The sequence below is a fragment of the Ureaplasma diversum genome (genome assembly GCF_000941095.1).
In the GTDB taxonomy this organism is placed as follows: Bacteria; Bacillota_I; Bacilli_A; order Mycoplasmatales; family Mycoplasmoidaceae; genus Ureaplasma; species Ureaplasma diversum.
The window spans coordinates 845,516-871,930 of the sequence record NZ_CP009770.1; the positions used below are offsets into that span (position 1 = coordinate 845,516).

Annotated in this window: 12 protein-coding genes; 11 read left to right on the forward strand and 1 reads right to left on the reverse strand. The window is 28.6% G+C overall.

All coding sequences use genetic code 4. From position 1 onward, the window contains the following. The first annotated feature begins 16 nt into the window (after window positions 1-16). From JM47_RS03275 to JM47_RS03325, 11 genes are all read left to right on the forward strand, one after another. On the forward strand, window positions 17-15,307 hold the full coding sequence (locus tag JM47_RS03275) for a GUMAP protein (RefSeq protein WP_208894949.1): 15,291 nt from the start codon (window positions 17-19) through the stop codon (window positions 15,305-15,307). A gap of 180 nt (window positions 15,308-15,487) precedes the next feature. Then, window positions 15,488-15,937 (forward strand): 50S ribosomal protein L13, encoded by a 450-nt coding sequence (gene rplM / locus JM47_RS03280; RefSeq protein ID WP_051749464.1) that lies wholly within the window; start codon window positions 15,488-15,490, stop codon window positions 15,935-15,937. A gap of 18 nt (window positions 15,938-15,955) precedes the next feature. Next, entirely contained in the window at window positions 15,956-16,351 is a 396-nt protein-coding gene (gene rpsI / locus JM47_RS03285) for a 30S ribosomal protein S9 (protein ID WP_038102891.1), read from the forward strand. Window positions 16,352-16,419: 68 nt separating this feature from the next. Continuing rightward, window positions 16,420-17,373: a phosphatidylglycerol lysyltransferase domain-containing protein gene (locus JM47_RS03290; protein ID WP_208894950.1), complete on the forward strand. Its 954-nt coding sequence runs from the start codon at window positions 16,420-16,422 to the stop codon at window positions 17,371-17,373. A 9-nt stretch (window positions 17,374-17,382) separates the two neighbouring features. Then, window positions 17,383-18,330 (forward strand): ATP-grasp fold amidoligase family protein, encoded by a 948-nt coding sequence (locus tag JM47_RS03295; protein ID WP_208894951.1) that lies wholly within the window; start codon window positions 17,383-17,385, stop codon window positions 18,328-18,330. 73 nt (window positions 18,331-18,403) lie between these two features. Further along, a complete protein-coding gene (locus JM47_RS03300) occupies window positions 18,404-18,679 on the forward strand; it encodes an HPr family phosphocarrier protein (protein WP_038102899.1) in 276 nt (91 codons plus the stop codon). Between the two features lie 63 nt (window positions 18,680-18,742). After that, window positions 18,743-20,710 (forward strand): transketolase, encoded by a 1,968-nt coding sequence (locus JM47_RS03305; protein ID WP_208894952.1) that lies wholly within the window; start codon window positions 18,743-18,745, stop codon window positions 20,708-20,710. A gap of 11 nt (window positions 20,711-20,721) precedes the next feature. Then, the gene (gene deoC, locus JM47_RS03310; protein WP_208894953.1) at window positions 20,722-21,378 is read left to right on the forward strand and encodes a deoxyribose-phosphate aldolase; all 657 of its coding nucleotides are present in this window, start codon (window positions 20,722-20,724) and stop codon (window positions 21,376-21,378) included. Window positions 21,379-21,385: 7 nt separating this feature from the next. Further along, a complete protein-coding gene (locus JM47_RS03315; RefSeq protein ID WP_208894954.1) occupies window positions 21,386-22,927 on the forward strand; it encodes an MATE family efflux transporter in 1,542 nt (513 codons plus the stop codon). 20 nt (window positions 22,928-22,947) lie between these two features. Next, a complete protein-coding gene (locus JM47_RS03320; RefSeq protein ID WP_208894955.1) occupies window positions 22,948-24,510 on the forward strand; it encodes an MATE family efflux transporter in 1,563 nt (520 codons plus the stop codon). After that, window positions 24,497-25,837 (forward strand): DEAD/DEAH box helicase, encoded by a 1,341-nt coding sequence (locus JM47_RS03325; RefSeq protein ID WP_208894956.1) that lies wholly within the window; start codon window positions 24,497-24,499, stop codon window positions 25,835-25,837. Before JM47_RS03320 ends, JM47_RS03325 begins: the two co-directional genes overlap by 14 nt. A 91-nt stretch (window positions 25,838-25,928) precedes the next feature. On the opposite strand, the gene JM47_RS03330 is transcribed toward JM47_RS03325, so the two are convergent. Beyond that, entirely contained in the window at window positions 25,929-26,411 is a 483-nt protein-coding gene (locus JM47_RS03330) for a hypothetical protein (protein WP_208894957.1), read from the reverse strand. Window positions 26,412-26,415: the final 4 nt, after the last annotated feature.

Consider the following 26,415-nt stretch of genomic DNA (forward strand, 5'->3'; position numbering starts at 1 on the left):
AAGGATGAAGATAACTATGAAAAATAACAAGACTAAAAAATTATTAATACCAATTACTTCATCACTTGTAGTAAGTGCTACCATAGCTGCAGCTATTGGAGCAAGTTTTAGACTTAATAATGAAAAAGAAACTAAATCATATTTAGACTTTTTAATTACACCAACTAATGTAGATAATGAATTAGAAGCTAATAAACCACGAAAAGAAGTAGCTTTTAATGGTTCTAAGTTATTGTTACCATTTAATCATGAAGTAATTAATGAGTTGGCGAATTTGGCAGATACAAAGCATCCATTAAGTGGGGATTGGAAGCAAACAGTAGCTTCAGCTACATATTCAAACGAAAACAAAGCGGCTGCAGTTAAAGCTGCAATGAAAAAGTTATTTAATATTAACGTTTATAATCGTAATTATAATAACTTTGAAAAGGATACTAAATCTGTTAATTTTGGTGGTTTAAAAGTTAATGCAGATCAGTTTGAGATTGAATGAGTTTCTGAAACAAATAGTGAAATAACTTTCAAGTTCAAGACTACAACTTCAGGAAATAATCAGGAAGTTAACTTCACTCTTCCTAGATTTGAATCAAAAGTAGTTGATGCTTCTAGTATGAATGAAATTGAAAGAGCTATTGTTACTAGTTTTGTTGTTAATTTAAATAGTGAATTACCAATTGATGTTCCAAGAACAGATATCTATAATAAGATTGTTCCTACTAATCAACCAGCTGGTAGTAAATTAGGTAATGATGAGTTTCAATTAGGTCGTTTGTTTTTCAAAAATAAAATTAAAAATTTATTAACAGCTAATGCAAGTTCAGGTGGTAATTTTAATTTAACTAATCTTAAATATTGATATTCACTTGAACAAAATGCTTTATTTGTTTATGATGCAATTTCTAAAAAAGTATTTGTATTAGCTAATTGAGGGTTATTCTTAACACCTGGTGATTTATTAACTGATCGTGAAATTTTCGAAAATGATACAGTAGGTGAAAATGTATCACCTTTTGCTAACCCAAAAGATAGATTAGCAAATATACAAAAAGCATTAGAGACTAAATATAAAGATAAGTCTATTAATGTTAATGGGATTAAGTTGGAGGGTGTGACTGGGTTTCAGGATGGCAGCACAACTCTAGATAGTACTGTTAAATATGTGCAACATTCAAGTTCAAATAGCTCTACTAACACTGAAATTCCATTTCGTTCTTGAACTGTAAATTATGCGAATTCTAACAAAACACCTGTCAAAATTTTTGAGATAAATCCATATTTACACCAAACTGTTGGATATGTTCATGAGAGTGGTGTTGAAGACTACTACAGCGGAATTATTGAAGTATATAAATTATTAAATGAATCTAAAAAGGTTAAATTAGGTGATATTAAAAAGAAAAATCCTAATAATTACATCCTTAAAAAATTCTTTTTAGATGCAACTGATGTAAATGTAGATCAACAAAACGGTAATAATGGTAACAAAGATGCTCGTTCAATTGATGTAGCAAGTGCTTCTAATGTTGATCATATTGTCTTAGAACTTGTTCAGTATGGTAGAAAGGCAGCTTTATTAGTTCATAACGCAACTTCTGAAAATACTTTAGGAACAAAAGGTCAACAAGATGATCGCCGTGCATTTGCTGGTCGTCCACTTAAAATGATTATTGATGATTTGCCACAACTAGTTAATGATAGTCGTTACAAGGCGACAACTTTAACTGATATTGTTAAATATTCATTTGTGCCTGATGAAGATATTAAAAACTTTAAAGATTTTGGTCAAGGCTCTCCCGTTTATAATGATATTACTGGTTTAGATAATAATGAAAAAAACAGAGTTAATCTTGACCGAGTTAGAAGAAATATTGGATGAGCATCTTATCAAAAAATAAAAGCAGAACATGGTATTAAAACAAACAAACCAGATCAAGGCGGAGGTTATGTTGATTTTTTAGGAAATAATATTCCATTTAATCGTTTACAAGTTTGAACTTTAACAACCTTACCCAACAACAACCGTAATAACTTTGAAGATTTAAAAGATAAATTGTACCGTGAACATATGGCAATTGTTGAATACGGACCATTTAGAAATAAAGGTCCTAACCAAATAACTGCTGAGACTGTAAAAATTCACGGTATTGTTCAATTTGATACTGGAACATTTATTCCATATTTCCCTATCGAACAACCGTGGAATAATGGTGTCTATCAAAGTAACCGTAAAGAATTAGGGGATATTAATGGTGAAGAATTTCAATGACCACCAAAACACTGAAACACTGGCGAAGTTGTTTTAAAAGATGATGGGCTTTTCACAACCTTTAATATTCTTGATATTATTGGTAGAGCGAAAGAAGTTGATTATGAAAACCCTCTCCCTAATGTACCATTGTCATCAGATTCATCTTTTAATGGTGAAGGTTATAAAATTCCAAAAACTCCTGGGGAACCACCTAAAAAACCTTTATTTGATCCAGCTTCAAAATTAGACTTAAGAGATGGATATACAAATGTGGTATGACCGCCAGATCTTGAAACATGAGCTAAGAACCCGTCTAATACTGGTGCGCGTTTTGGGTTATATTTTGTTGACTTATTTAAAAAGAGAAATCCAAGATTTCCTCATTTAGGGCAACTTTACAATCAAAAACAACATAGATATACTGATAACTGAGAAACAGGGGTATTAACTGGTTTAGAAACAATTCAATATTTTCCTGAATTTGGAAAAATTGTAATTTCTGACAACGGTTATTATCGTGATTATGTGGGTGATAAATGAGTTACTAAAAGACGATTAAAAGATGGTAAATTAGACCCTTTTAATATTATTATGTATGGATTCATTAACGTTGAATTAGCACATAATTTAATTTCTGCAATAGATCTAGCAAAAGCTGGCTGAGATAAAGAAAAAGCGTATAAAAATAAAATTGCTAATCTTCCAAATTCTCCAATTGCTAATGGTGCAAAATTATTAAGTCAAAATTTTCATGTTATCAATCCACAATTAAGCGATCAAAAATATAAAAGTGAACAAAATATTTCCTCTGAAGCTAATTTTAATTATTCAAATTCTCATCAAGGAAATCAAAAAAAATATAATATTAAAAATGAAGATAGATTTTTAATAAACTTTGAAACAAGAGAAGGTGAAAAGAAGAAAATTTATGTTTTAGATTACGATATCATGGAAAAAGATGCTATTAAGGGTGATAGTGTATTTTCTAATATCGATGATTTCAATAAATTTTTCAAAGGTGTATTAAAAGAGGGGGAATATGTAGATTTACCCGAAAGCAGTATTTCTGGTCAAGCAATAAGAAAAATGCTTCAAGATAAAGAAGGAAAAGGAGCTTTATTAACAGATAATATTCCGCACACATTAAGTAACATTAGAGTAGCTAGAGTTGGTGATACAATTGCTATTAATGCAAAAACTTCTCGTTTTTTACCTACTCAATTCCCTGGATTATTATCTAAAGATAGAATTTCTCAACTATTTAATCTTCACCACCAAGAATATAATCTATTAATCAACGATCTACCTTTATATTACAAAGATGTTGATATTAATTTAACAATCCCAGATATTAAAACATTAATCGATACTGGTCGAACTTTTGAAGAAGAAGTAAAACATCAATTAGATACTAAATTTAGACAACAAACACATGATAATAAGATTATCTTTGGTGCAGTAAATAATCCGGATATAGAAGTATCTGATGTAAATGATTTACAAATTCAAGATATTGATTACGATAAGAAAACATTTAAGATTGTAGATATTAGAACTAATAAATCTATTTTAGTTAAAGTAACTAAAGATGCTATTCCACAAGTTAAATATATTAGTGCATTCACTACTAATAACAATCAACCATCTCTTAAAAACTATGGAGAAGATATTAAGTTCATAAGTGAAGACTTAGTACATAAATTTACTAGACTTCATGGGAACGGTGCTTCTGGGGCATCAACTACATTAGCTGAGCCTAATACATATGTTAGTGTTGTTCAAAATGGTGCTGGGCAATCTGATACTGCTAACTCTTACACAAGACAACTTTATCAATCTGAAGAAGCAACTACTAACTTCCCATCAAACATGAATAAAGATTCTACTAATGCAGAATTAAGATATGATGCAAGTAAGAAACGTTTAATTTTTATTGATAATGATGGAAATAAAACTAGCACTAGTGGTAGCGACAAACCTAAACACCCTTCTGCTTTAGTAATTACTCATATTCCACTAGTTGTTTGAGCTGCAGATTTAGTTAATAAACCGGATGGAAATAATACTACACAACCAGCTAGTCAGCCAAGTGGCACTAGCCAACCAGTTGCTTTAGCTCAATCTGCGCCAGGTACTAATAAGGATGAAGACACATTCGTTAATGAAGTTCTAAAAAATGATGGTGAAGTAATTAAGACTATCAATAATTTACTTACTCTAAATAAAGATTATAATGGTGTGAAATGAATCGGTGGTGCTAAGGTTACAAACCCGCATGCCGCTAAATATAAATTAAATTCATTACTACAAATTGCATCGGATGATTTAGTAAATCCAAAAGATCCAACTGATAAGAGAACTAAAACTATTGGTGTTTATGATAAATATAGTTACTTTATTGATTTAGTAGATGGATCAAATGTATTTAGTGATTATGATAAGTTATATGAAACTATTGAAGGGGCTAGATTAGATAAATCTGGAAATGGTCAAAAAGATTCTAGAACAATAAACTTATTCAAACACAAACTTGAAGAAAACTCTGAATTAGTTGAAATTAATAAGAGTAATGACGTTAACAACTCTGTTCGTGATAGTACAGCAACTTCAAGTGGATCATCAGTCGATGACGGAAAAGTAAAAGTAGGATATATTGTTCACGAAGAAACAAAAGGAACAGAAACTAAGAAAAAAGGTCGTTTCATAATCAAAGGGTTTATTCAAGAAGGTAATGAAGAAAATAAACCTGCTATTTATGTAATTGATAATGTACCTAATGTAGTTAAGTCTAAAGGTACTTATTTACCATCTGTTTCTAAAGAAGAAATCATAGCTAAGGATGGTAACGAATTCAATGCCTTAATTGAAAAATGAAAAACTAATGGATCTACTAGCAGTAATTCAAACCCTAAAGTTTGAGATGGTAATAAATTCACAATTGGTATCTCAACATTTGACCCCGATCAAGTCATCTTCACGTTTGATAAATCTAGAAAATATTTAACAATCACTGATAAAACAACATTTGAAAAATTAGCTGTTGTTATTTTTCAAAACCCAATTCCTAAAGTTGTTAAAAATGAAGGACTATATAATTGACAAGATGTTGTTGATAATGGAATGGATATTGAAAAAACTATCAACAACAAAATTAAAGATTTATATGGTGCACCAATTGATGATAACTATGATTTAACAGGATATATATACGATTCAGCATCTAGTAAACCAGATGAGGGTTATTATGTTGTTAAGAAAGATAGTGATGAAGTTATCTTAATTGATAATAATAGATATACTGTTAATACTCAAAATCCAACTACTAAACAAGATAAGTTGTTTAATGGTAGAGATATCTTTAAAGATTATGATAAGTTTAAGACTTTCTATGATAAGTTAACTGTAAACGAACAATCATTATCTCAAGATGCAAACAATCAACTAAAAGATTGACTAGATAAACAAAACAAAAATGCATTCAAAAGCTCTAATAACTATAACAATATCAAAGTTAGAAAATACAAAGATGCAATAATTCTTTTTGCTGATGAACAATCTTCATCTGCAACTCAAAACCCTAATAAACGTCATATTCTAGCAATCAACAATCTTCCAAGAATTGTTAAAGATTATGAAATCAAATTAAAAGTTCCAACTCTTGATGAATTAATTGATCAACAAAAATCATTAGAAGAAGTTTTAAAAGAAAGATTATCAAAACTTGGTGATAATTCAGAAACATCAAAATACAAAGTTGACGGTTGAGAATTTGATGCATCAAAAACAAAAATCACATTTGACTACACAACGGATTTAATAACTTTAACTCAAGAAGAAACTAAACAATCTATCAAGATTAGTTCTTCAAGTAGCTTACCCTCTATTAAAATAGTTAGTGCTAATCAAACGAAAAAAGATAATACTAACAACAATAAATCTATTGATTTCTCAAATCTAGAAAACGCTTATATTATTAATAGTTTATATAAAGAAATTAATCAATTAAGTGATTACACTACAACAGATCCTGGTGCTAAATTATTTAGTGCCTTACCACTTTATGTAACTCAATCTGATCGTCACAATTTAAAAGATCAATTTGGTTTATTAACTGACGATCTAAAAGATACAGCACATATCAACCAAAAACTATTCAACAAAGATTCAAAAACATTAACAATTAAATATGTACCTGAAAAGGATTTAATTGTTATTAAGGATAGTGATTCAACACCAAGTGCTTTATTAATTAAAGAAAACAACCGTTATACTGATAAAGTCGACTTTGCTATTCCGCCACGAATAGCAACACAAACTAATAACGCTTTAGATGTTAAGAAGTTAGTTGATGAACATATAAAAGGTTTAAGTGCTACTGGTGATGGTGCTAAATTAATTGGTAGTTATGTTGTTCATGATCCAGAATTTGCTTACGCTGGGCAAGATGAACAATTTGTAACAATTAAGTATTCATCTACTAAAGATGGAGCTAAAGATCAAAAAATCTATGTTGTTGATAGAAATAAATATCATAACGTAGTTTCAGGTAGCGATTTAAAAGAAACAATTGTTCAAAAAATCACTGACTTCAATAAAATCCAATCAAAAGGATTTAAAGAACTTACCACATTAAATTCATTATCTCCTTCTGAACAAACTTTACTTAAAGAATTATTTAACAAAGCATCTAATGGAGATGCCGCAAATTATCAAAACATCCGATACCGTTTCATTATTCACAACAACAAGAGTGAAGTTATTTTTGTTGGCACAAAAAATGATAATACTCATTTCCCATCAAACAGAACTTTCTACTTCAAATTAACTGATTTAGTAAATGTAACAAATGATAGTGTAGCAGAATTACAAACTCCTGGAGTTTGAGATGTAATTAATGCTGGTTTTGTATGAACTGAAGCATTCAAACGAACTTGATTTAAAGATGCTCAAAACAACTATACTATTGGTACTGCTAAAGTAGCAGAAAACAATTTAGAAGTTGATATTTCTACCGACCACTCATATGCTATTGTTAAAGATAATTCAAAAACTGAAAACGATAAAATCATCGGTTATGTTGTCTTTAAAAACAAAGTTGAAAAAATTGAAAAAGCTGATTATTCAGAAGTTCCACCACAAGAGCTTAAACAATTAATGGATATTATTTCTGATATTCAAGAAAATAATAATCCAGATGTAGCTAAAGCTAAAATTAAAGATCTAGATCATGTTATTAAAGCTAAAGTATCTAGTTTTGATATGACTTCTATTAATGCAGAATTAATAGCTAATGGTGATATCTTAATTAATGACCGTAAACAACCAGTATCTAACTACTTATTATTAACTAATGTACCTAAGTTATTTAATTCAGATAGTTTCTATAGTTTATTTGAATTAGCTAATAGTGCAAATGATACAGTTAATCCAGTCGAATTAATTAGTAAGCGATGAGAAAATAATAAACGTATTGAAGGTAAACAAGTAAATAATCCAGTTCATAGTACTGAGAAAACAAAACCGCACTTCTATGCGTTTACTGATGGAACTTCAGGTACAGGAACTGATGCTAAAGACAATCTAATTTATGTTTATGATAAGAATATCTATAAACCAGAAGTAGCTAAAGCTGCTATTAAAGAAATTCAACTATACCGTGCTAGTGCAATTAAAACAGGTTCTGATATTGTTACATTAGATCAATTTGATAATCAAGAAGTAAGACAATTAGTACAATCTAGCTTTAATGGTTGAACAAATATCAAACTCCGTTTATTTAGAACTAGAATGATAGTTCAAGGACAAGAAAATGGAGCAACTAAATACGGATTTATAGCAGGATTACCAGATGTATTAGATGCTTCTGGTTTAGAGTTCCCTGATGAAAATACAATCATCTATGAACATGATGGGGATGTTGATAAAGCGTTCGCTGCAGTTATTAAAGATGAAAATAAAACTCCACGTAAAGATGGAAAAATCTCAATTTTTAGTACTTTATACGACCCAGCAGCTGTTAAACTGGAATTTAACAACATTACTGGTCAAGTAAAACTATATAACAACAATAACTTTATTAGACAATTTAACCCAAGTATTCCAATGGGTAAATATAGTGTTATTGATGCAAATCAACGAAGATATAACATCTCTCCACAAGAAGCTTATAAATTAGTTCAAGCTATTAAAAAAGCTTCAATAGTAACAGATAACCAACATAAATATTCTGAAATTGGTGAATTTGCTTACTTAACAACAAACTTACCAATTGATATTAATACACAAGATGCAACAATTGAATACATTCAAGAAAAGAACATTATTGTTGTTCGTGGTTCAAATAAATATGGTAACCGTTTAATTATTCAAAATGTACCTAGAGTAGTGTTAGCTTCTAATGTTAACTTATATACAATAGATGAAGTAATTAAAAACAACCAAGATTTAAAGAAAACAGTAGAAGAAAAAGTTAAAGAGATTAATTCTCAAAGACCAGAATCTAAATCTATCGGTTCATTTGAAATCGATGGTACTTTAAGCATCGAAGCTAAAACAAATAATCCAGAATTTATTACTATTAAAACAGATAGTACTACTAAATACAAAAAAGAACCAATTTATTTAGTTGATGAAGTTGATTATGTTAAACCGATTGATACTAAAGCTTTAAATACATTCATTACTAAGAATGATTTAAAAACTATCTTAGTTAATACTAATAGTAATTACACACTAATTAGTTCTAATAACAACTTAAACAACAACTCAATTCAAAACCTATTAGCTAATAACTCAATTATTAAAGATGCAGAAATTAAGAAAGTATCATTAGAAAATAAAACAGTATTAGTTATTAAAGGAAAGAATGCTTTAAACAAAACTAAAGTTTTATTACTTAAGAACTTACCAACAATCATCTTTACTAAGTTTGATGATCCATCACATACTGTTGATCAACTAAGTGCTTATGATTTATTAGCTGTTTCTAAAGAATCAGCTAATACTAAAACAGCACTTGAAAATGCTTATAAGAAAGTATTAAAAGATTTAGCAGCTAAGAACTCTAATAAATTAAGATTTAATGATGTTGAACATACTATTGATGATTCATTAACAGTTATATTAAATAGTAATAATGATCCATACGAGTTTAGAGTAGGATTAACTAAAGATGGAACATTAACTGAAATTGGAACTATTGTTCTTCCTAAGAGTGCTATTCCAGTTCACTATATAGTTAACCAACCAACTAATTGAACTACTAACCCTAACTTAGCACATCAATTCTACAGTAAACTAACTGATAATAACCCTAACTTAGCTTCTTTATTAGAAGATGAAAATATAAAAACAATATTACCAACTGATTTTGATAAAGCAGCTGATGGATTAGGTATTGTTAATGATGTTAATAACTTTGGTTTCTATATCATTAACAACAAACAATTAGTTCTTGTTAAGAATGCTTATGTAACAGTTGATCATAGAAGTATTTATTCATTAGCTGATGTAGCTAAGAATAACAATGATCAATTAAGTACTTTAGAAGCTAAATTGGATGAGATAGTTAAGAAAGAAGAATCTGAAAGATTAATCAAAGATATTAAAGTACCTAATAACTTAGGATTTGAACGACAATTACATAACTATAATGTAATTTCAGCTCCTAACTTTATGCGTATCTTTGTAATTGATAACCATAAATACAAACAACAAATTGAAGGTGTTGGTGTATTTGTAAGTAATGCCGCTCTTAATAAATTATTAGATAAATTAAGATCTAATAATAATCAAACAATTAATAGTTTAGATAATGATGATCTTAAGAAATACTTTAGCAAGCTAAACTTAACACTAGAAGATGCTATTGTTACATTAATTCAAAAAGATGAAAAAGACATCTTAATGGTTCAATCAAGTAGTGAAAATACTTCAGATGTTTATACTATTGTTAACTTACCAAAAACAAAGAATGCTAAAGAATTAGGATTTAATTTACCAACTGTTGAAGATTTAATCAACAGTAATGGAGATGTAAATAAAGCTATCCTTGATAAGATCAAAGATAGTAGTGGTCAAGTTACTATTGATGGACAAAAATACAATGCTAATCAAATAACTGTAGTACTTAATCCAGATGGATCAATTGCTTTAATTGCTCCTGATAATAAAGAAATAACAGTAGTAGCAGATAACCCACTTCCTGTTGTTAAGAGCATGAATGCTAATTCAAACGATTATGCAAAAATCTTTAAATTAACATCAGCTATTGTAGGTAATCAACCTGAAAACAAAGAAAAACCAATAGTTGAAACAAACTATGAAGCTATTAAAGAAGCTCCATACATCAAACAAGTATTAACAACACTTTATGGTTTTAAGTTACCTGATTTTAGTAAAGCTAAAGTAACATATAACAGAAACTCAAACCAAATCGTAATTTATAAAGAAGCAACAGCAGATACATTTGGTAATTTATTAACAATTAATAATGTGCCACAAATCATTGATGCTAAAGATATCTTCAAACTTCCTGAAGCTATTAAAAACATCACTAATATTGATCTATACTTAACAGCTCAAATTAAAAATAGAGCTTTAGAATCAGCTAATAAGATTAATCAATTTGAAGTAGCAGATGAATTTGATTTAAAACTATTAGATAATAGATCTGATTTTGTTATCTCTCCACTTAATAAAACAAGTCATAAAGATATTTATGTAATAAGTCCTTATGAATTTAATAAAGAACCTTATAGTGGATCATCAATCTTTAAACAATTACATGAGTTTAATAGAATTAAGACTGAGTTAGAAAAGAGTCCATTAAAAGAAGCTGATTCTGATTTAAATAAAGCTGTAGCTTACAAAACTTTAAACAACAAAGAATTAGATGCATTTGTAGCTAATGATAAATTGTTAAGTGAAGAAACTAAGTTGTTAGCTTCAGAAGATAAACAATACTGAATTCTAGTTGATAAGAATAGAATCTCTATAATTAACCAATTACCAGCTATTATTCCGCAATCTTCACTTGGTGAAGATAAGAAACTTCCTGAAGCTAGTCAAATTATTAATAACGATGGGGATATTTCAAAAGCAATTATTCAATCATTAACAGAAGGAAATAAAGAGTTAAAGATTAATGATGTTAAATTTAATCCAAAAACTGTTTCTGTAATTGTTAATAAGGATCAAACTATTACATTCATTGATCCAGAAACAAACGAACAAGTTTCAGTTGTATTAGATAAACCATTCCCAGAATTTGTAACAATTGATGCAAAAACACACCCAAGCTTTAATAACATTTCTGAAGTTCATAAATTAAGACAGTTAATAGAAAAAGATCCTGGTCAAGATAAGCCTATTAAAGATCTATTAGAACTATTAGGCGAGGATAATGAAAATCAAGATACTCCTCTTGCAGATCAAAGCATCTTACCAGATAGTTTTAAAGATAAAGGTACATTCAAGTTTGATAAAGATAAGAACCAATTAACGTTCTTTAACAAAGATGATAAGAATCCTTCTTACATTGTAATTAACAACTTACAAAAAACTGTTGATTCATCAATGCTTTATGACAACAAAGATGTTGTAGCTAATGGATTATCAGCTGTTGCTACAATTAGAAAGAAGATTGAAGATTTAAGTAATAAATCAACTTCTGGCTCATCAACATCATCAGACAAAGTAACAATTGGTCAATTCACAATCGGTAAAGACATATCTATTCAAACTTTAAATAATTACAACTATGCTTTAGTTGATAATAAAACAAATGATGTAGTTTATATTATTGATAATAGATTCTATGATCCACAATCAATTAATGCTAATAATGTATTTAAAACAAATGAGATTGTTTATCGTTTCAATAAATTAGTTCTTAATGAAAACCAAGATAAGAAAAAATCAGTTAGAATGGGAATTCTAGCTGATAAGGATGGAATCATTAAAACTGATGAAATGGTTGAAGTACTTGAAAATATCAAGAACTTTGATTATGGTAAAGTACTTGTTACATATTATGATGATCAAACATATATTCTTGAAGGTTTTGATAAAGTATCAAACAACAAACGTGTATTAACATTAACTAATATTAAAAAAGTTGTTAATGTGAGTGATAAATCAGCATCTGGAACTAAGCCACTTCCATTTACAGTTGCAAGACCAGAAGAAATTGCAGCTGCTAAATCAATTCCTGCAGCTTATACTAAGAAATTAGAAGAAGCAGGAAAGGAAAACGGTGGTAAAGTAACTATTGATGGAAAACAATACGATCCAAAAGATCTATTAGTTGTTGAAAACCCAGATAAATCTATTTCAATCTTCGAAAAAGACCCATCTGGTAATAATAAGCACATTATTTCGTTCGTTGATGATAACGATCCAAATAATTACACTATTAAAGATAGTCAAGAAGATAAAACTATCTTCAAACCAGAAAATAGTGATCTAAACAAACTTAATAATTTATTAAATTCAATTAAGTCAAGTGATGAAGATAAAGGTGATGGATTCAAATCACTTAAAGCAATTGCTGATAAGAATACAGAGTTTAAAGAATATTTAAAAACACTAAAATTTGATGCAATTGACAGTGAAAATGCCAAAATCAAATACAATCCAGAAACTAACCAAATATTAGTTAGTGATGGAGCTAACCCAGCTAATATCATTATTTTAAATGATGTACTAAGAGTAGTTGATCATACAGTTGTATATCAACCAGAAGATGTACTAGTTTATAACAACAATAAAAAGAAAGCTATTAATGAAGCTTTAAAGAATAAAGAAAAAGATGATAAAGGCTTTGTAACTATAGAAAACTACAAAGGTAAACCACCATTTACTTTAAGAACAAACAAAGCTAAACAAATTACATTAATTGGAAATGCTAGATCAGCTCTTGAATTAACATTAATTGATAACAATATCTACTCAGATAATGTTATCAATGGTTCAGAAATCTTTAAGAATGTTCGTGAACTTGAATCATTATTATCTAAAGTTAAAGAAGCATATGATAATAATGCTAATAAAACATTAAAATATGATGCAAGTTTAAATAAAGAACTAGATGATAAATTAACTAAAATGAATATAGCTAAGAATGAAGCTGTATTAAAATACATCTCACCTTCTCAAATAATGGTTTATTTACCAATTAAAGGAACTACAAATAGAGGATATAACGATCAAGCTAACATTTATCTAATTGATAACATTCCACAAGTCTTAAAGATCACTGATTCACCAATTCATTTCCCTTCAGTTGATGAAGTAATTAAATCAGACGGAAACTGAATTAAAGCTACACTTGATCAAATTAAAAACTTACCAATTAGTACTGGTGGTTTAGTAACAATTGGAAACAAGAAACTAAACCCTAACTATGTAGATGTACAAATAACAGAAGATGGATCAATCCAAATCTTTACATTTGACCCACTTAAACCAAATGAAAAACACTTAGCTGTAGCTCTTAGTCAAACAGATGCTAACTTCAAATATCCTAAGTATGAAACAAGAGATGGAAGCTATGTAGATCATCGATCAATTAACACTGTTTATGAAATCTTTAAACAACAAGCGAAAGAAGTAAATGGTGAATGAACACTTCCTTTATCTGCATTTAACAATAACGAAGTTATTAAACAACTATTAGCTAAAGAGTTTAAAAAACCAGAAACTGGTTTAGTTGATATTGAACAAGATACAGCTAAACTAAGCTATCTTCCTAACTTATCTAAATTAGTTCTAAAAGGTAGCTTAAAAACTAATAAAGATCAAGAATATATCTTAGTAATCAATGATGTTAAGAATGTAATCTTAGCAAGAGAATTATATTCAAACAACCAAGTATTAGATTCAAACCCTTCAAATGCAATCATTAATGCACTTGAAGCTAAAGCAGCTAAAAATGACTTTAATGTTGGTATCCTTAAATATCAAATTGAAAGTGCTACATATAAAGAATTAGAAGCTGATCAAAAAGTTAAATCTGATAGTAACATTGTTGATATTAACAACAAACTAATTTATGTAATTGATGATTACATTTATAAATCAATTACTTCTCAAACTTGAGAACAAGCAATTAAAAACAATGATCAATTAGATCAAGCAATTGCTCAACTTAATCAAGCACCAAACCAATTTATTCCTTTAAACCAATTAAATAATCCAGAATTAACAGCTTTAGCTAAAGCACAAGGATTTGATCTAAGTACAGCTAAAGTAGCTACAATTGATGGCAAATTACAATTTGTTGGTGTTGATGCTAATAATAATCCAATTGAACTAACAGTACCATATATTAATAATGTAGTATCAAGTGATTATGTAACAGTCTTTGATGATAGTAGTTTAGTTCAAAACAATGGTGATCTTAATGCTGCTATTAAACACTCATTAACAAATGAAAAACTATATCCAAGAAATGATAAGGGTGAAATCAAAATTGGTAATCATTTTGTAAGACCTGAAGAAGTTTTAATTGATGTAGTAGATGGAGCTGTTCAACTATCAATTAGAGATCCTAATAACTTAAACAAAACTAAACAATTATCTAAGATCTTATTAAATAAAGCAGATAATAAAATTGCTAAGACTAACTACTTTGGTTATTCTGGTAATAACTTAAACAAAGAAGGTTGAGCTGATGTTGTTCGTGATTTAAATAATAACGAACAAATCAAAGCTAACAAACCAACTTCTTTAGAACCATTCTTAAGTTCTTTAGCTATTAATCAAGTTATTAAAAAAGGTTTAGATTTATCTAAAGCTACAATTGAATATAATGCTGATAAAACTAAGATTGTAATTAGAGATAACTTAGAAGTTAATGGTAATGTCTTTGTGATTTATGATTTACCAACAGCATCTAGTTTACAAAGTGATGTAGAAGAAACAAGAGTACACACTTGATGAGATGATAATGCTAGAATCTGAGCACCAGTGTTAAGTGCAATTATTGCAATCTTAATTGCAACAGTTGGTATTGTAATTGGTGTTGTTAGAAAACGAAAAAGAAAAAATCATAAATAAGATTAAATCAATCTAAAACTAAAATACCTTTTTGGCAACAAAGGGGTATTTTTGTTTGCTAATTATGTTATAATTTATCTAACGTTACATCATATTAAACCAAACATCTTAGATACACTAATATAGTGTATTTATTTCATATTGTTATAAAAAAGAATTTTATTAATTAGGAGTTTTACTATGCAAAAGTCTACAATGCTTAAAAAAGAAGCAGCTCATGCAAGACGTAAATGATATGTAATTGATGCGACTGATTTAGTTTTAGGTCGTTTAAGTGTTCAAGTTGCTAATATCTTACGTGGTAAAAACAAAGTTGACTACACACCAAACGTTGATGCGGGTGATTATGTTATTATTGTGAATGCAGATAAAGTGCGTTTAACAGGTAATAAAGCAGAAAATGAAAACTGATACAACCACTCTCACTACATGGGTGGATTAAGAACAAGAAGTGGGACTGAAATGTTAAATAAATACAGTGATGAATTAATTCGTCGTTCAGTTAAAGGGATGCTTCCAAAAAACCGTTTAGCTCGTCAAATGTTATCTAAATTATTTATTTACAAAAAAGATGCACACCCACACAGTGCTCAAAACCCAATTTCATTAGAACTTAAGAATTCAAAATAATAAAGGAAGATATTAAATATGGCAAACAACGTAGAATACAAAGGGTTAGGACGTAGAAAATCTTCTGTGGCAAAAGTTAAACTTGTGCCAGGAAAAGGAACTGTTTTAATTAATGATCGTTCTCCAGAACAATACTTCCCAAACCAATTAGTAATTCAAGATATGATGCAACCATTAACATTAACTAAAACAGAAAAGACATATGATGTGTTTGTTAAAGTTTTAGGTGGGGGCTTTAAGGGTCAAGCTGGAGCAATTCGTTTAGGAATTACAAGAGCTTTAATTGATGCTAATGAAGCTTTAAAACCAGAATTACGTAACGCAGGGCTAGTAACTCGTGATGCCCGTGTTAAAGAACGTAAAAAATTCGGTCTATATGGTGCACGTCGAGCTCCACAATTTACAAAACGTTAATTGAAAATGAATTTGAAAACAAGCAAATCCATATCGTGGGTTTGTTTGTTTTTTATAACGAGGCCTTTATGTATCAACAATTAAGTTGAACCAACTATGAACAACTAGAAGAATTACGCTTAAAAATTAATCCAAATAGTTATACTTCTACACTAAGTTTACTAACTTGAAGTTATTATGGATTTGATATTTTTTATGAATATGATCAAGAATTAGATGTGATCTTTTTTTATGGTAGGGGTAATTTAGATTTAAAACAAATTGAAAGTAGTTATACCTTTAATAAGTTTTATAATAAGTACTTTACTATCTTTACTATTTATGATCCTAAAAAGCATGAATTAAGTAATATTGTAATTGAAGCTAAGATGCGTTTAAAACATCATTTTAAAGATCAATATGTAAATGTTCATGGAGCGATCTTATTTAGTGATTATGAACAATATGGAGTTTGTTTAGATCATATTAGTTTATATGCTTGAGTTACTAATTATATTTATGTAACACAAGACCTTAAAACTTTTAAAGGTAAAGCTTTACAAAAGAAAAGAAATAATCTTAACTACTTTATTAAAAATCATTTAGATGATTATGAATTAGTTAATTACAAACCAGATAAGCATATTGATCTAGTGCTTGATTTCTTAGAACAGTGGAAAGCAAAAACTGTACAAAGAGCAGAAAGCTTATTAATTAATGCTAATTTAGATTTAATTAAAAACACAAAAGACAAACCTGATTTTAAAGGTAGTGTTTTATTTAAAAAAGCAACTAATGAAGTTGTTGGATTTACATTAGTTTACACTAGACCAGAGATTGCTGAAATTTTAATCGAACAAACGGATCGAACGATTCGGGGCATGTATCAATATTTACTATCAACTAATTTGATTAATAATGAAATCAATCATCAATTAATCGATCGACAAGATGGAGCTTCATCTAGTGCAATAATTAACTCTAAACGTTCATATATCCCGCTATATGAAATCAAACGAATCAGTGTTCAACTTAAGGAGTAATTAGTTATGATGAACGATCAACTATTAACTAAACTTAATAACATCACTAAACAATACTACAACACTGATCTAAAGAAGTTTAAAGAAGAGTTTATTAAGATCTGAGAATGTGAATTAGATTATGTTTATGATCCAAATAACATTAATACATTTAATGCATATTTAGTAGATATGTTTTTAAACTTTGATCAATCTATCTTATTAGATTATGTTGATAAAGTTAGTTTTAAAGATTTCTTAGCTAGTTTAAATTTAAATAAGTACATTATTAAAACATATGCAATAGTAGATAGTTTAGATCAATGAAACAAAGAGTTATTAATACAAATCCCTAAACCTTGTATTATTAAATTAACTAATGGAACTGAGAACGAGAATATCATTGTTTTAAATGATAATGATATACAAAAAATAGATCAAACAATTGATTTATTTAAACCATATCTAATTCCTAAATCAACTAATCAAATAACTAATTTCTTTGATAGCTGATGTTATGCTTTAATTAAACCAAGAATCATTATTGAACAAAAACTAGGTGATCATGATCAATTAGTTGATGATTATAAAGTGTTCTTATTTGATAGTGCTGCTTATTGCATGATTATGAACAAAAGCAAACTATTAAATACTGATATTAATAGTTATAACTGAGATTGAGATCAACTAAGTTCTAATATCTATGATATGAACACGAATCAATCAATTTTTGATCAAAGTTTAATTGATTTTGATTTTAGTGAAATGTTAGTTTTAAGTAAACAAATTAAAGCTTACTTTGATCAAAAATACCCTAACTTATTTAAACATCTAAGAGTTGATTTTTATTATGTTAATAACCAACTTTATATTGGTGAAATAACATTTAATACAGCAAATGGTTTTTTTACTTTTTGAGATCATTCTGATTGAAGAATGCACGATTTAAAATGGGGATCTTTAATCAAAACTAAATAACAATAACCCCAAGCAATAGTTAATTAAATATTATATAATTTAAATATTATGTGCAAAAGAGACAAGGAATAATATGGTACTTTCAGTTTCAAAAAAATTTGTAATTAAAATGGATCTTGCAACAATCGTACATGAAATTACATACTTCTGCCATGCTGCGGGTGATTTTAGTTCTAAAATTGAAATTAAAGTCGATAATAAAAAAGCAGATGCTAAATCAATTATTAACATTATGGCTTTAGGAATCAAACAAGATTCTGAAATTGAACTAACAGCAACAGGTTCAGATGCTCAAAACGCAATTACTCGTTTAGAAGAAATTTTGCGTCAACAAGCTATTATTGATTAATAATAAGTAAAGGGTTGTCTGCGTACTTGCAGGCAATTTTTTAAATTTAAGAAAGGTTTTAAGATGAATCGATATGTTAACGCAATGCGTTCTTTAGCATTGCAAGCTATTAAGAATGCTAACCAAGGACACAGTGGAATGAGTATTTCAGCTGCTCCAATTCTTTATACTTTATATAAAGGATTAATGACAATTTCAAAAGATGAACCAAAATGATTTAATCGGGATCGATTAGTTTTATCAGCTGGTCATGGATCAATGGCTTTGTATCCAATTTTTTATTTCGCGTCATTAATTAGTTTAGATGATATTAAAAACTTTCGGAATGATAATACAAACACTCCTGGACATCCAGAAGTGTTTGCTAATAATTATGTAGATGCATCAACTGGTCCGCTTGGACAAGGGGTAAGTAATGCAGTTGGAATGGCAATAGCTGAACGTTATTTAGCTAATTTATTTCCAACTCTTAAAGGGTTAATTAACCACTTTACTTATTGTGTTGTTGGGGATGGAGATTTACAAGAAGGAATTTGTTATGAAGCAATGAGTTTAGCTGGTAAGCTTGAACTTAACAAATTAATAATGATTCATGATTCTAATGATTATCAATTAGATTCTGCTGTCTTTGATGTTAATATTGAAAATTTACAACAACGAGTTGAAAGTATGAATTGGAATTATTTAAGTTGTGATAATAATCCAGAAAACATTCATGCCCAAGTAGCGGTTGCTAAAAGTTCTAAAAACAATAAACCAACCTTTATTGAAGTTAAAACAATTATTGGCGAGGGAATGAGTTCAGAACAATCTGCAAATGCACATGCAGCTGCGGTTAATGATCAAGAACTTGAACTATTTAGTAAGAAGTTTAGAGTAAAAGTTGATAACTTTGATTTTCATCAAGAAATTTTTGATCACTTCCATTTTAATGTTGTAGCTAGAGGAAATAGTGCTTATGAACAATGGAAGAAATTATGAAGTCAATATGAACAAACACAACCTGAAGCAATTGCTCAATTTAAAGCTTATTTAGATCAAGATTTTGAAAATCTAGATCAAATCTTAGATCCTAACTTAATAGTTGATACTAATGATGCAACAAGAGTTTATATTAAAAACTATTTTAGTCAACTTAAAGATCTAAAATCTATGATGGTTTTATCAGCTGATTTAGCTAAATCAACATATGTTAAGATTGGATCTTCTGAGTTTAATGTTGATAGTAAATCACCATATGTAAAATGTGGGATTCGTGAGTTTGCAATGGCTGGGATTATGAATGGAATCTTATTACATTCTGGACTTAAAGCTTGTAGTGGAACTTTTTTAGCATTCGCTGATTATATGAAAGCAGCAATGCGATTAGCTGCTATTTCACATTTACCAGCTATTTATTTCTTCTCACACGATTCATATGCAATTGGTTCAGATGGCCCAACACATCAACCTGTTGAACAACTAACAATGTTAAGATCAATTCCTAACTTTGAAGTTATTCGAGTTACTGATCATTATGAAACAAAGCACGCTTTAGTTTATGCATACAAACAAACAACTAAACCAGTTGCTATTATTACTTCACGTCAAAAACTAAAACAAATTAATGAAAGTGAACCTACTAATTTTAGTTATGGAGCTTATCAAATTATTGATCAAAAATTAGAAGCTGATCAATATGATGTTTGTTTAATTGCTTCAGGATCTGAAGTTAGTTTAATTAAAGAAGCTGCACATACTCTTAAAAAAGAAAACATCAATATCAAAGTCATTTCTTGTTTTAATTTAAACCAATTATTATTACAAGATTCATCAATAATCAAAAACTTATTAGATGCTAAATGTGGATTAATTAGTGTTGAAGCATCAAATGATACTTTATGATGAAAACTAAGTCCTTTCGCTAAAACATTTAAACAAATTAGTGCAACTAACTTTGGACGAAGTGCAGATGGAGCTAAATTAATGAATGAATTTGGCTTTAATGTTGATAATGTAATTAAAGAAGTTAAAAGTTTAATATCAAAATAGAGGATAAAATAATGAATCAACCAATAAGTAATTATATTGATCACACTATATTAAAAGCAAATGCTACTTTTGAAGATATTTATACTCTTTGTAATGAAGCTATTGAATATGACTTCTTTAGTGTTTGTGTTAACCCTTGTTTTGTTAAGTATGCAAAACATTTATTAACAAATTCCAATCCTAAGGTTTGTACAGTAATTGGTTTTCCACTTGGAGCAAATTCTACTGAAACTAAAGTTTTTGAAACTAAAAATGCAATACAATTAGGAGCTGATGAAATTGATTTAGTAATCAATATTACTCAACTTCAAGCTTTCAATGAAGAATATTGTTTAGCTGAAATCGATGCAGTTAAAGAAGTTTGTAAAGATAAAATCTTAAAAGTAATTGTAGAAACAGCTTATTTAAACGAAGAACAAAAAAGCTTTGCTGCTAATCTAATTCTTAAATCAAAAGCTGATTTTATTAAAACATCAACTGGTTTTGCAAACTCAGGTGCAAACGTTGATGATATTATTCTTTTTAAAAGTATTTTAAAAGATGAAAAATTAATTAAAGCATCAGGGGGAATTAAAACCTTAGCTGATGCACAAAAAATGATTAATGCAGGAGCAGATCGAATTGGAACATCATCAGGAGTAAGTATTGCTTCTAAAAACGAAGGTTAGAAAACAAATGGCTACAGTCTTTAAAAAACGCTTTAGTCTCAAAAACATCTTTGGAGATAAAGTATTTATTAAAAAGATGATGCTTTTATTCTTTCCAGCAATTATTCAAAATATTATCATCTCTTGCATCTCTTATGTCGATAACTTCTTTTTAGCTACTCATACCCCAGATAACTTTGGTATCTATACTAAAACAGCAGCTGTTTTAGCTAATCAAATTTTATATTTACCAATTATTTTTACAGTTGCAGTTTGTTTTGCAATTGGAATTATGACTTCGCAATATAAAGGAAGTAAACAATACACCCTTTTTAAAGAAAGTGTGCATTGAATGATTATTTTATCTTTTCTTGTTAACATTCCTTTCTTTATTCCATTTATGGGGTTTGGGTCTTGGTCGATTCAAACATATGCAGGAGCTGCTAATCAATTAACTAATCAATCTAAACAAATTGATGCAAGTAATGTTGCTTTATTTCAATCAATTAATGATTGGAGTGTACAATATCTTAATTTAATAATGATTGCTCAGATCTTTTATACAATCTCATTTCCATTAGCTGTAGCTCATCGGTATGATGGAGCACCATTTATTCCTTTATTAGGAAGCTTATCAGCTTTATGTGTAAATAGTATTTTAGATCCTGTTTTATTAATTAAGTTTGCTAAAACACCAACTGATGCAATTAGATTTGTAGGAATAGCAACTATAGTTGCAAGACTTGTTGATATTAGTATTGTTTTAATTTGTGTTTTTATAAGAAAAAACCGGGCAACATTTATTTTTAATCATTGGAAATTACAAAAAAGTACAATTAAAGATCTTTTTAAATATGGTTGACATATTGTGATCAATGAAAGCTTATTTTCAATTGCTACAATATTATTATCATTATTCTTATATAACTATCATCCTTATGCTAGAGAAGGCATCTCAACTGCTACTTTAGTCTCCCAATTTACTAAATTAATTTGACCAGGATTAAGTACAATTGTTGGTAATTTAGTATTAAGTTATTTAGGTAAAAATGATATTAAAACAGCAAAATTACATTCACGCTACATCATAGCTTGATCTCTAGTTTTTAGTATCTTCTTAGCTATTGTTTTATTTATTGCTTCATTCTTTATTAATAGTGTTCTTAATAAACCATCAGATCAAACTTCAGTTGCTATAGCTAAAGCTAAAGAAGCAGTGGATTTAGCTAAATACTTAGAATGAGTTTTAGCAGCTCAAATTTTATGTATTGGTCCATATGCTGCAATGAATAATTGTATTCGAGGATCTGGTAAAAAATATGGAAGTATCTCAGATACTATCATTATGGTTATCTGAGTCTTAATGATTGGTTTAATTACTAATTTTGTAAGCGATCCTAAAGTTAGTGTAATTGGTTTATTTACATTAATTTCAGCTAATATGGCTATTAAATTAGTTAGTACATCAATTATGTACGCTAAATGTAAATGAGCTAATCCATTAACTAATAAAATTAATAATAAAGTTAATGAAAATAAATTAAACTATCGATTTAGTGTTCAAAAATAATAAATAGAAAGGAAAATGTTATGAGTTTTAGGTTTAGGTTTAACAAAAAACAACCACCCTCTCAACCAATTAATTTAGAAAAGAATTGGTTTAAGCGGGTTTTTGGTGATAAAGCATTTATTAAAGCATGTGCTAAACTCTTTTTCCCAGCTATTATAGAAGTAATTATTGTTACTTCTGTTAATTATTTCGATAGTTTCTTTTTAGCAGCATTTACTCCTGATTCTTTAGGAGCAGCTGCTAAAACAGCTACTGTAATTGCTTCACAACTTATTTTTGTGCCAACAATAATGTTTATATCAATTGCAAGTGCAGGTGGAATTATGGCTGCACAATATTATGGTAAAAGAGATTATTTACGCTTTAAAGAGTGTATTAACTTTATGCTTTTATCTAGTTTGATTTCTAACATTATCTTTATTACTGTTTTTATAGTGATTCCATTAGAAATAGTTGGTTTAATGTCAGGGGCTGAAATTGTTGATACAACTGATCCATTAGCTGTTAAAAATTTCCAAATAACTAACCAATTAGCTGCTACTTATTTACGTTATCAATCATTAACATTAATTCCTTATTTATTTACTTTTATTATGGCTGTAGCTTATCGTCAAGATAACTCACCAATTATTCCAATGATAGCTACTGTTTTAGCTGTGATCACAAACATTATCTTAGATCCGATCTTAATTATATATGTAGCTAAGAATGCTAATGAAGCAGTGATGTATGTAGCATTAGCTACTGTAATAGCTCGTGCACTTGCTGCTTTATTCTTATTAACGATAACCTTAATAAGAAAAGATAAACCTTATTATTTCTTTAATCATATAAAGATAAGAAAAGATATTGTTAAAGCTATTTTTATTAATGGATGACAAATCTTTATTAATGAAATCTTGTTTGCTGTTGGAACAGTTATCTTAGCTACTTTCTTTTTACGTTATAACCAAACCCATCGGGATGCAATTGCTACAGTTAATTTAATTGTTCAATTTACAACATTAATTTGACCAGGAGCTGCAACTGTGGTTGCTGTTCTTGTCTTAGCTAAACTTGGAGCTAATAAAATAGATGAAGCTAAGAATAATACTAAGAAGTTAATGAGCTGATCAATCGTTGTTGGAATTGTTTTAGCGATTATTTTATTAATACTATCATTCTTTGTGAATGAAGTATTAAACCCACCAGCTGCTAATAGCAAAGAAGCTATTTTAAAAGCTGAACAAACAGTTGTTATTGCTAAATATTTAGAATGAATTGTTGCATCAACAATTTTATTACAAGCACCATCTGCAGTTATTTATTTCTGTGTACGGGGTGGAGGAAGTAAATGATTGTTATGTATTGATACTTTAACAATAGTAATCTGAATCATTTTCATTGGAACAATTACAAATGTTAATATAAGTGCTAATTTAGATGAAAGAATTCATCCAGTACTTTTATTCTTTATGATTGAATCACAATATATTTTTAAAATCATTGCTTCAATCTTAATTTGGAAATATACAAAATGAGCTAATAACTTAGCAAATAAAGATAGTAAGAAAGAAAAAGGAGTTAATCATGTTCAAATCTAATAAATTCCATAGTTGAATCGAACAAACATTAACTGATCAAAAAATCACTAATCCATCAACGATTCAATCAAAAACAATTCCGCTTATTTTAAGAAAAAAGAATGTGATTGGAATTGCACCAACGGGAACTGGTAAGACTTTTGCTTTCTTATTACCAATTTTGCAAACGCTTGATTTTACTAAAAAATTACAAGCAATTATTGTTGCTCCAACAAGAGAGTTAGCTAGACAGATCCATACTAAAGCATCATCATTTAAAAAACATAATCATCAACTTAATATCAAACTATTAATTGGTGGGGAATCAATTAATGAACAAATTAATCAATCTTTAGCTAATACTCAGATTGTTATTGCTACACCAACAAGATTAAGTGAGATCATTAAAGCTAATGCTCTTAACTTATCAACAGTTACTACTTTAGTGTTTGATGAAGCTGATATGTTATTAGATCTTGGTTTTGCTGATGATTTAGAATTTATTAATAATTCATTACCTAAATCAGGAGTACAGAAACTTAGTTTCTCTGCTACTTTACATGAATTATTATCTAATCAATTAGCTAAGTACTTTAAATCAACAACAATTGTTAATGTTTCTAATTCAATTTATGATAATGATCGAATTAAACATTATATTGTTCATAACAATGATAAAGAACATGCTTTAGCTGTTATTACTAAAACAATTAATCCTTATTTATGTATTATTTTTGCTAATACTAAAAAAGAAGTAGAAAAGATTTATAAATATTTATTATCTCTTAATAAGAGTGTAACTATTTTACATGGTTCTTTATTACAAAGAGAACGTAAGAATAATTACAAACGAGTTAAAAATAATTCATACCAATATGTTGTTGCTTCAGATATAGCAAGTCGGGGATTAGATTTAGATGGGGCAAGCCATATCATTAACTGAAACCTACCACAAGAAGATGAATGATATGTTCACCGAGCAGGAAGAGCAGGGCGAGGTAAGTATACTGGTGAATGTTATGTGCTTTATGATCAAAAAGATGATGATCAACTAATTCGTTTACAGAAAAAAGGAATTGTTTTTGAACACAAAATGATCAAGCTTAATAACTTAATAGATAAAAAGCACCGTCTTGTAAGTAAGAAAGTTGTTGATTTTAAAACACAAAATGAAATCAAGAAACTAGTTCAAACAAGTTCTAAAACTGTTAAACCAGGATATAAGAAAAAACTTAAAGAACAAATCAAAAAGATTGAACAAAAAAACAAACGAGCTCACATTGAAAAGAAAATGAATGCAGCTCGAATTAGAGGATATAAATTAGCTAATGCAGCTAAGAATAAATAATTAATCTAAATAAGTCTGGTTTATAAAAGAAAATAAAAAACACTTTGTCAAAGAAAAGACGAAGTGTTTTAAATTATCTAATTTTTATTTATTAGTGACTGTGTGAATGGCTTGAACCATGTCCGTGTTCATGACTATGAGAATGTGAGTGGTCGTGACTGTGTTTTTCTTCTCCACAGCAATCATCTTTACCACAACATTCTACTTTAGAATCGCAGCAGTCTTCTTCTCCACAGCAGTCTTCTTCACCGCAACATTCATCTTCTAAATCTAATTGATCATCTTCTGAGAAATGAATGTCTAAGAAGTAAGATGATAAGTCTAAAACAGAATCATCTGAAGCTAAGAAGGTTTCTAAACGACTTTGAAGTTCATCTTTCTTTAAGTCAAATAAAACTACAGTAGATTCGAAATCAGCATAGTTAATGTAAAGTTCAGTACCTAAGTTGTTTTCGTTATAAGTTTCATCCCCACCTAATTCTAGGAATGAATCAATATCTTCAGGTAATACATTGATTGTACGAGCTGATGATAGATTGATGTAAGAAACACCAGTTTTAATATATTTGTTCATGATT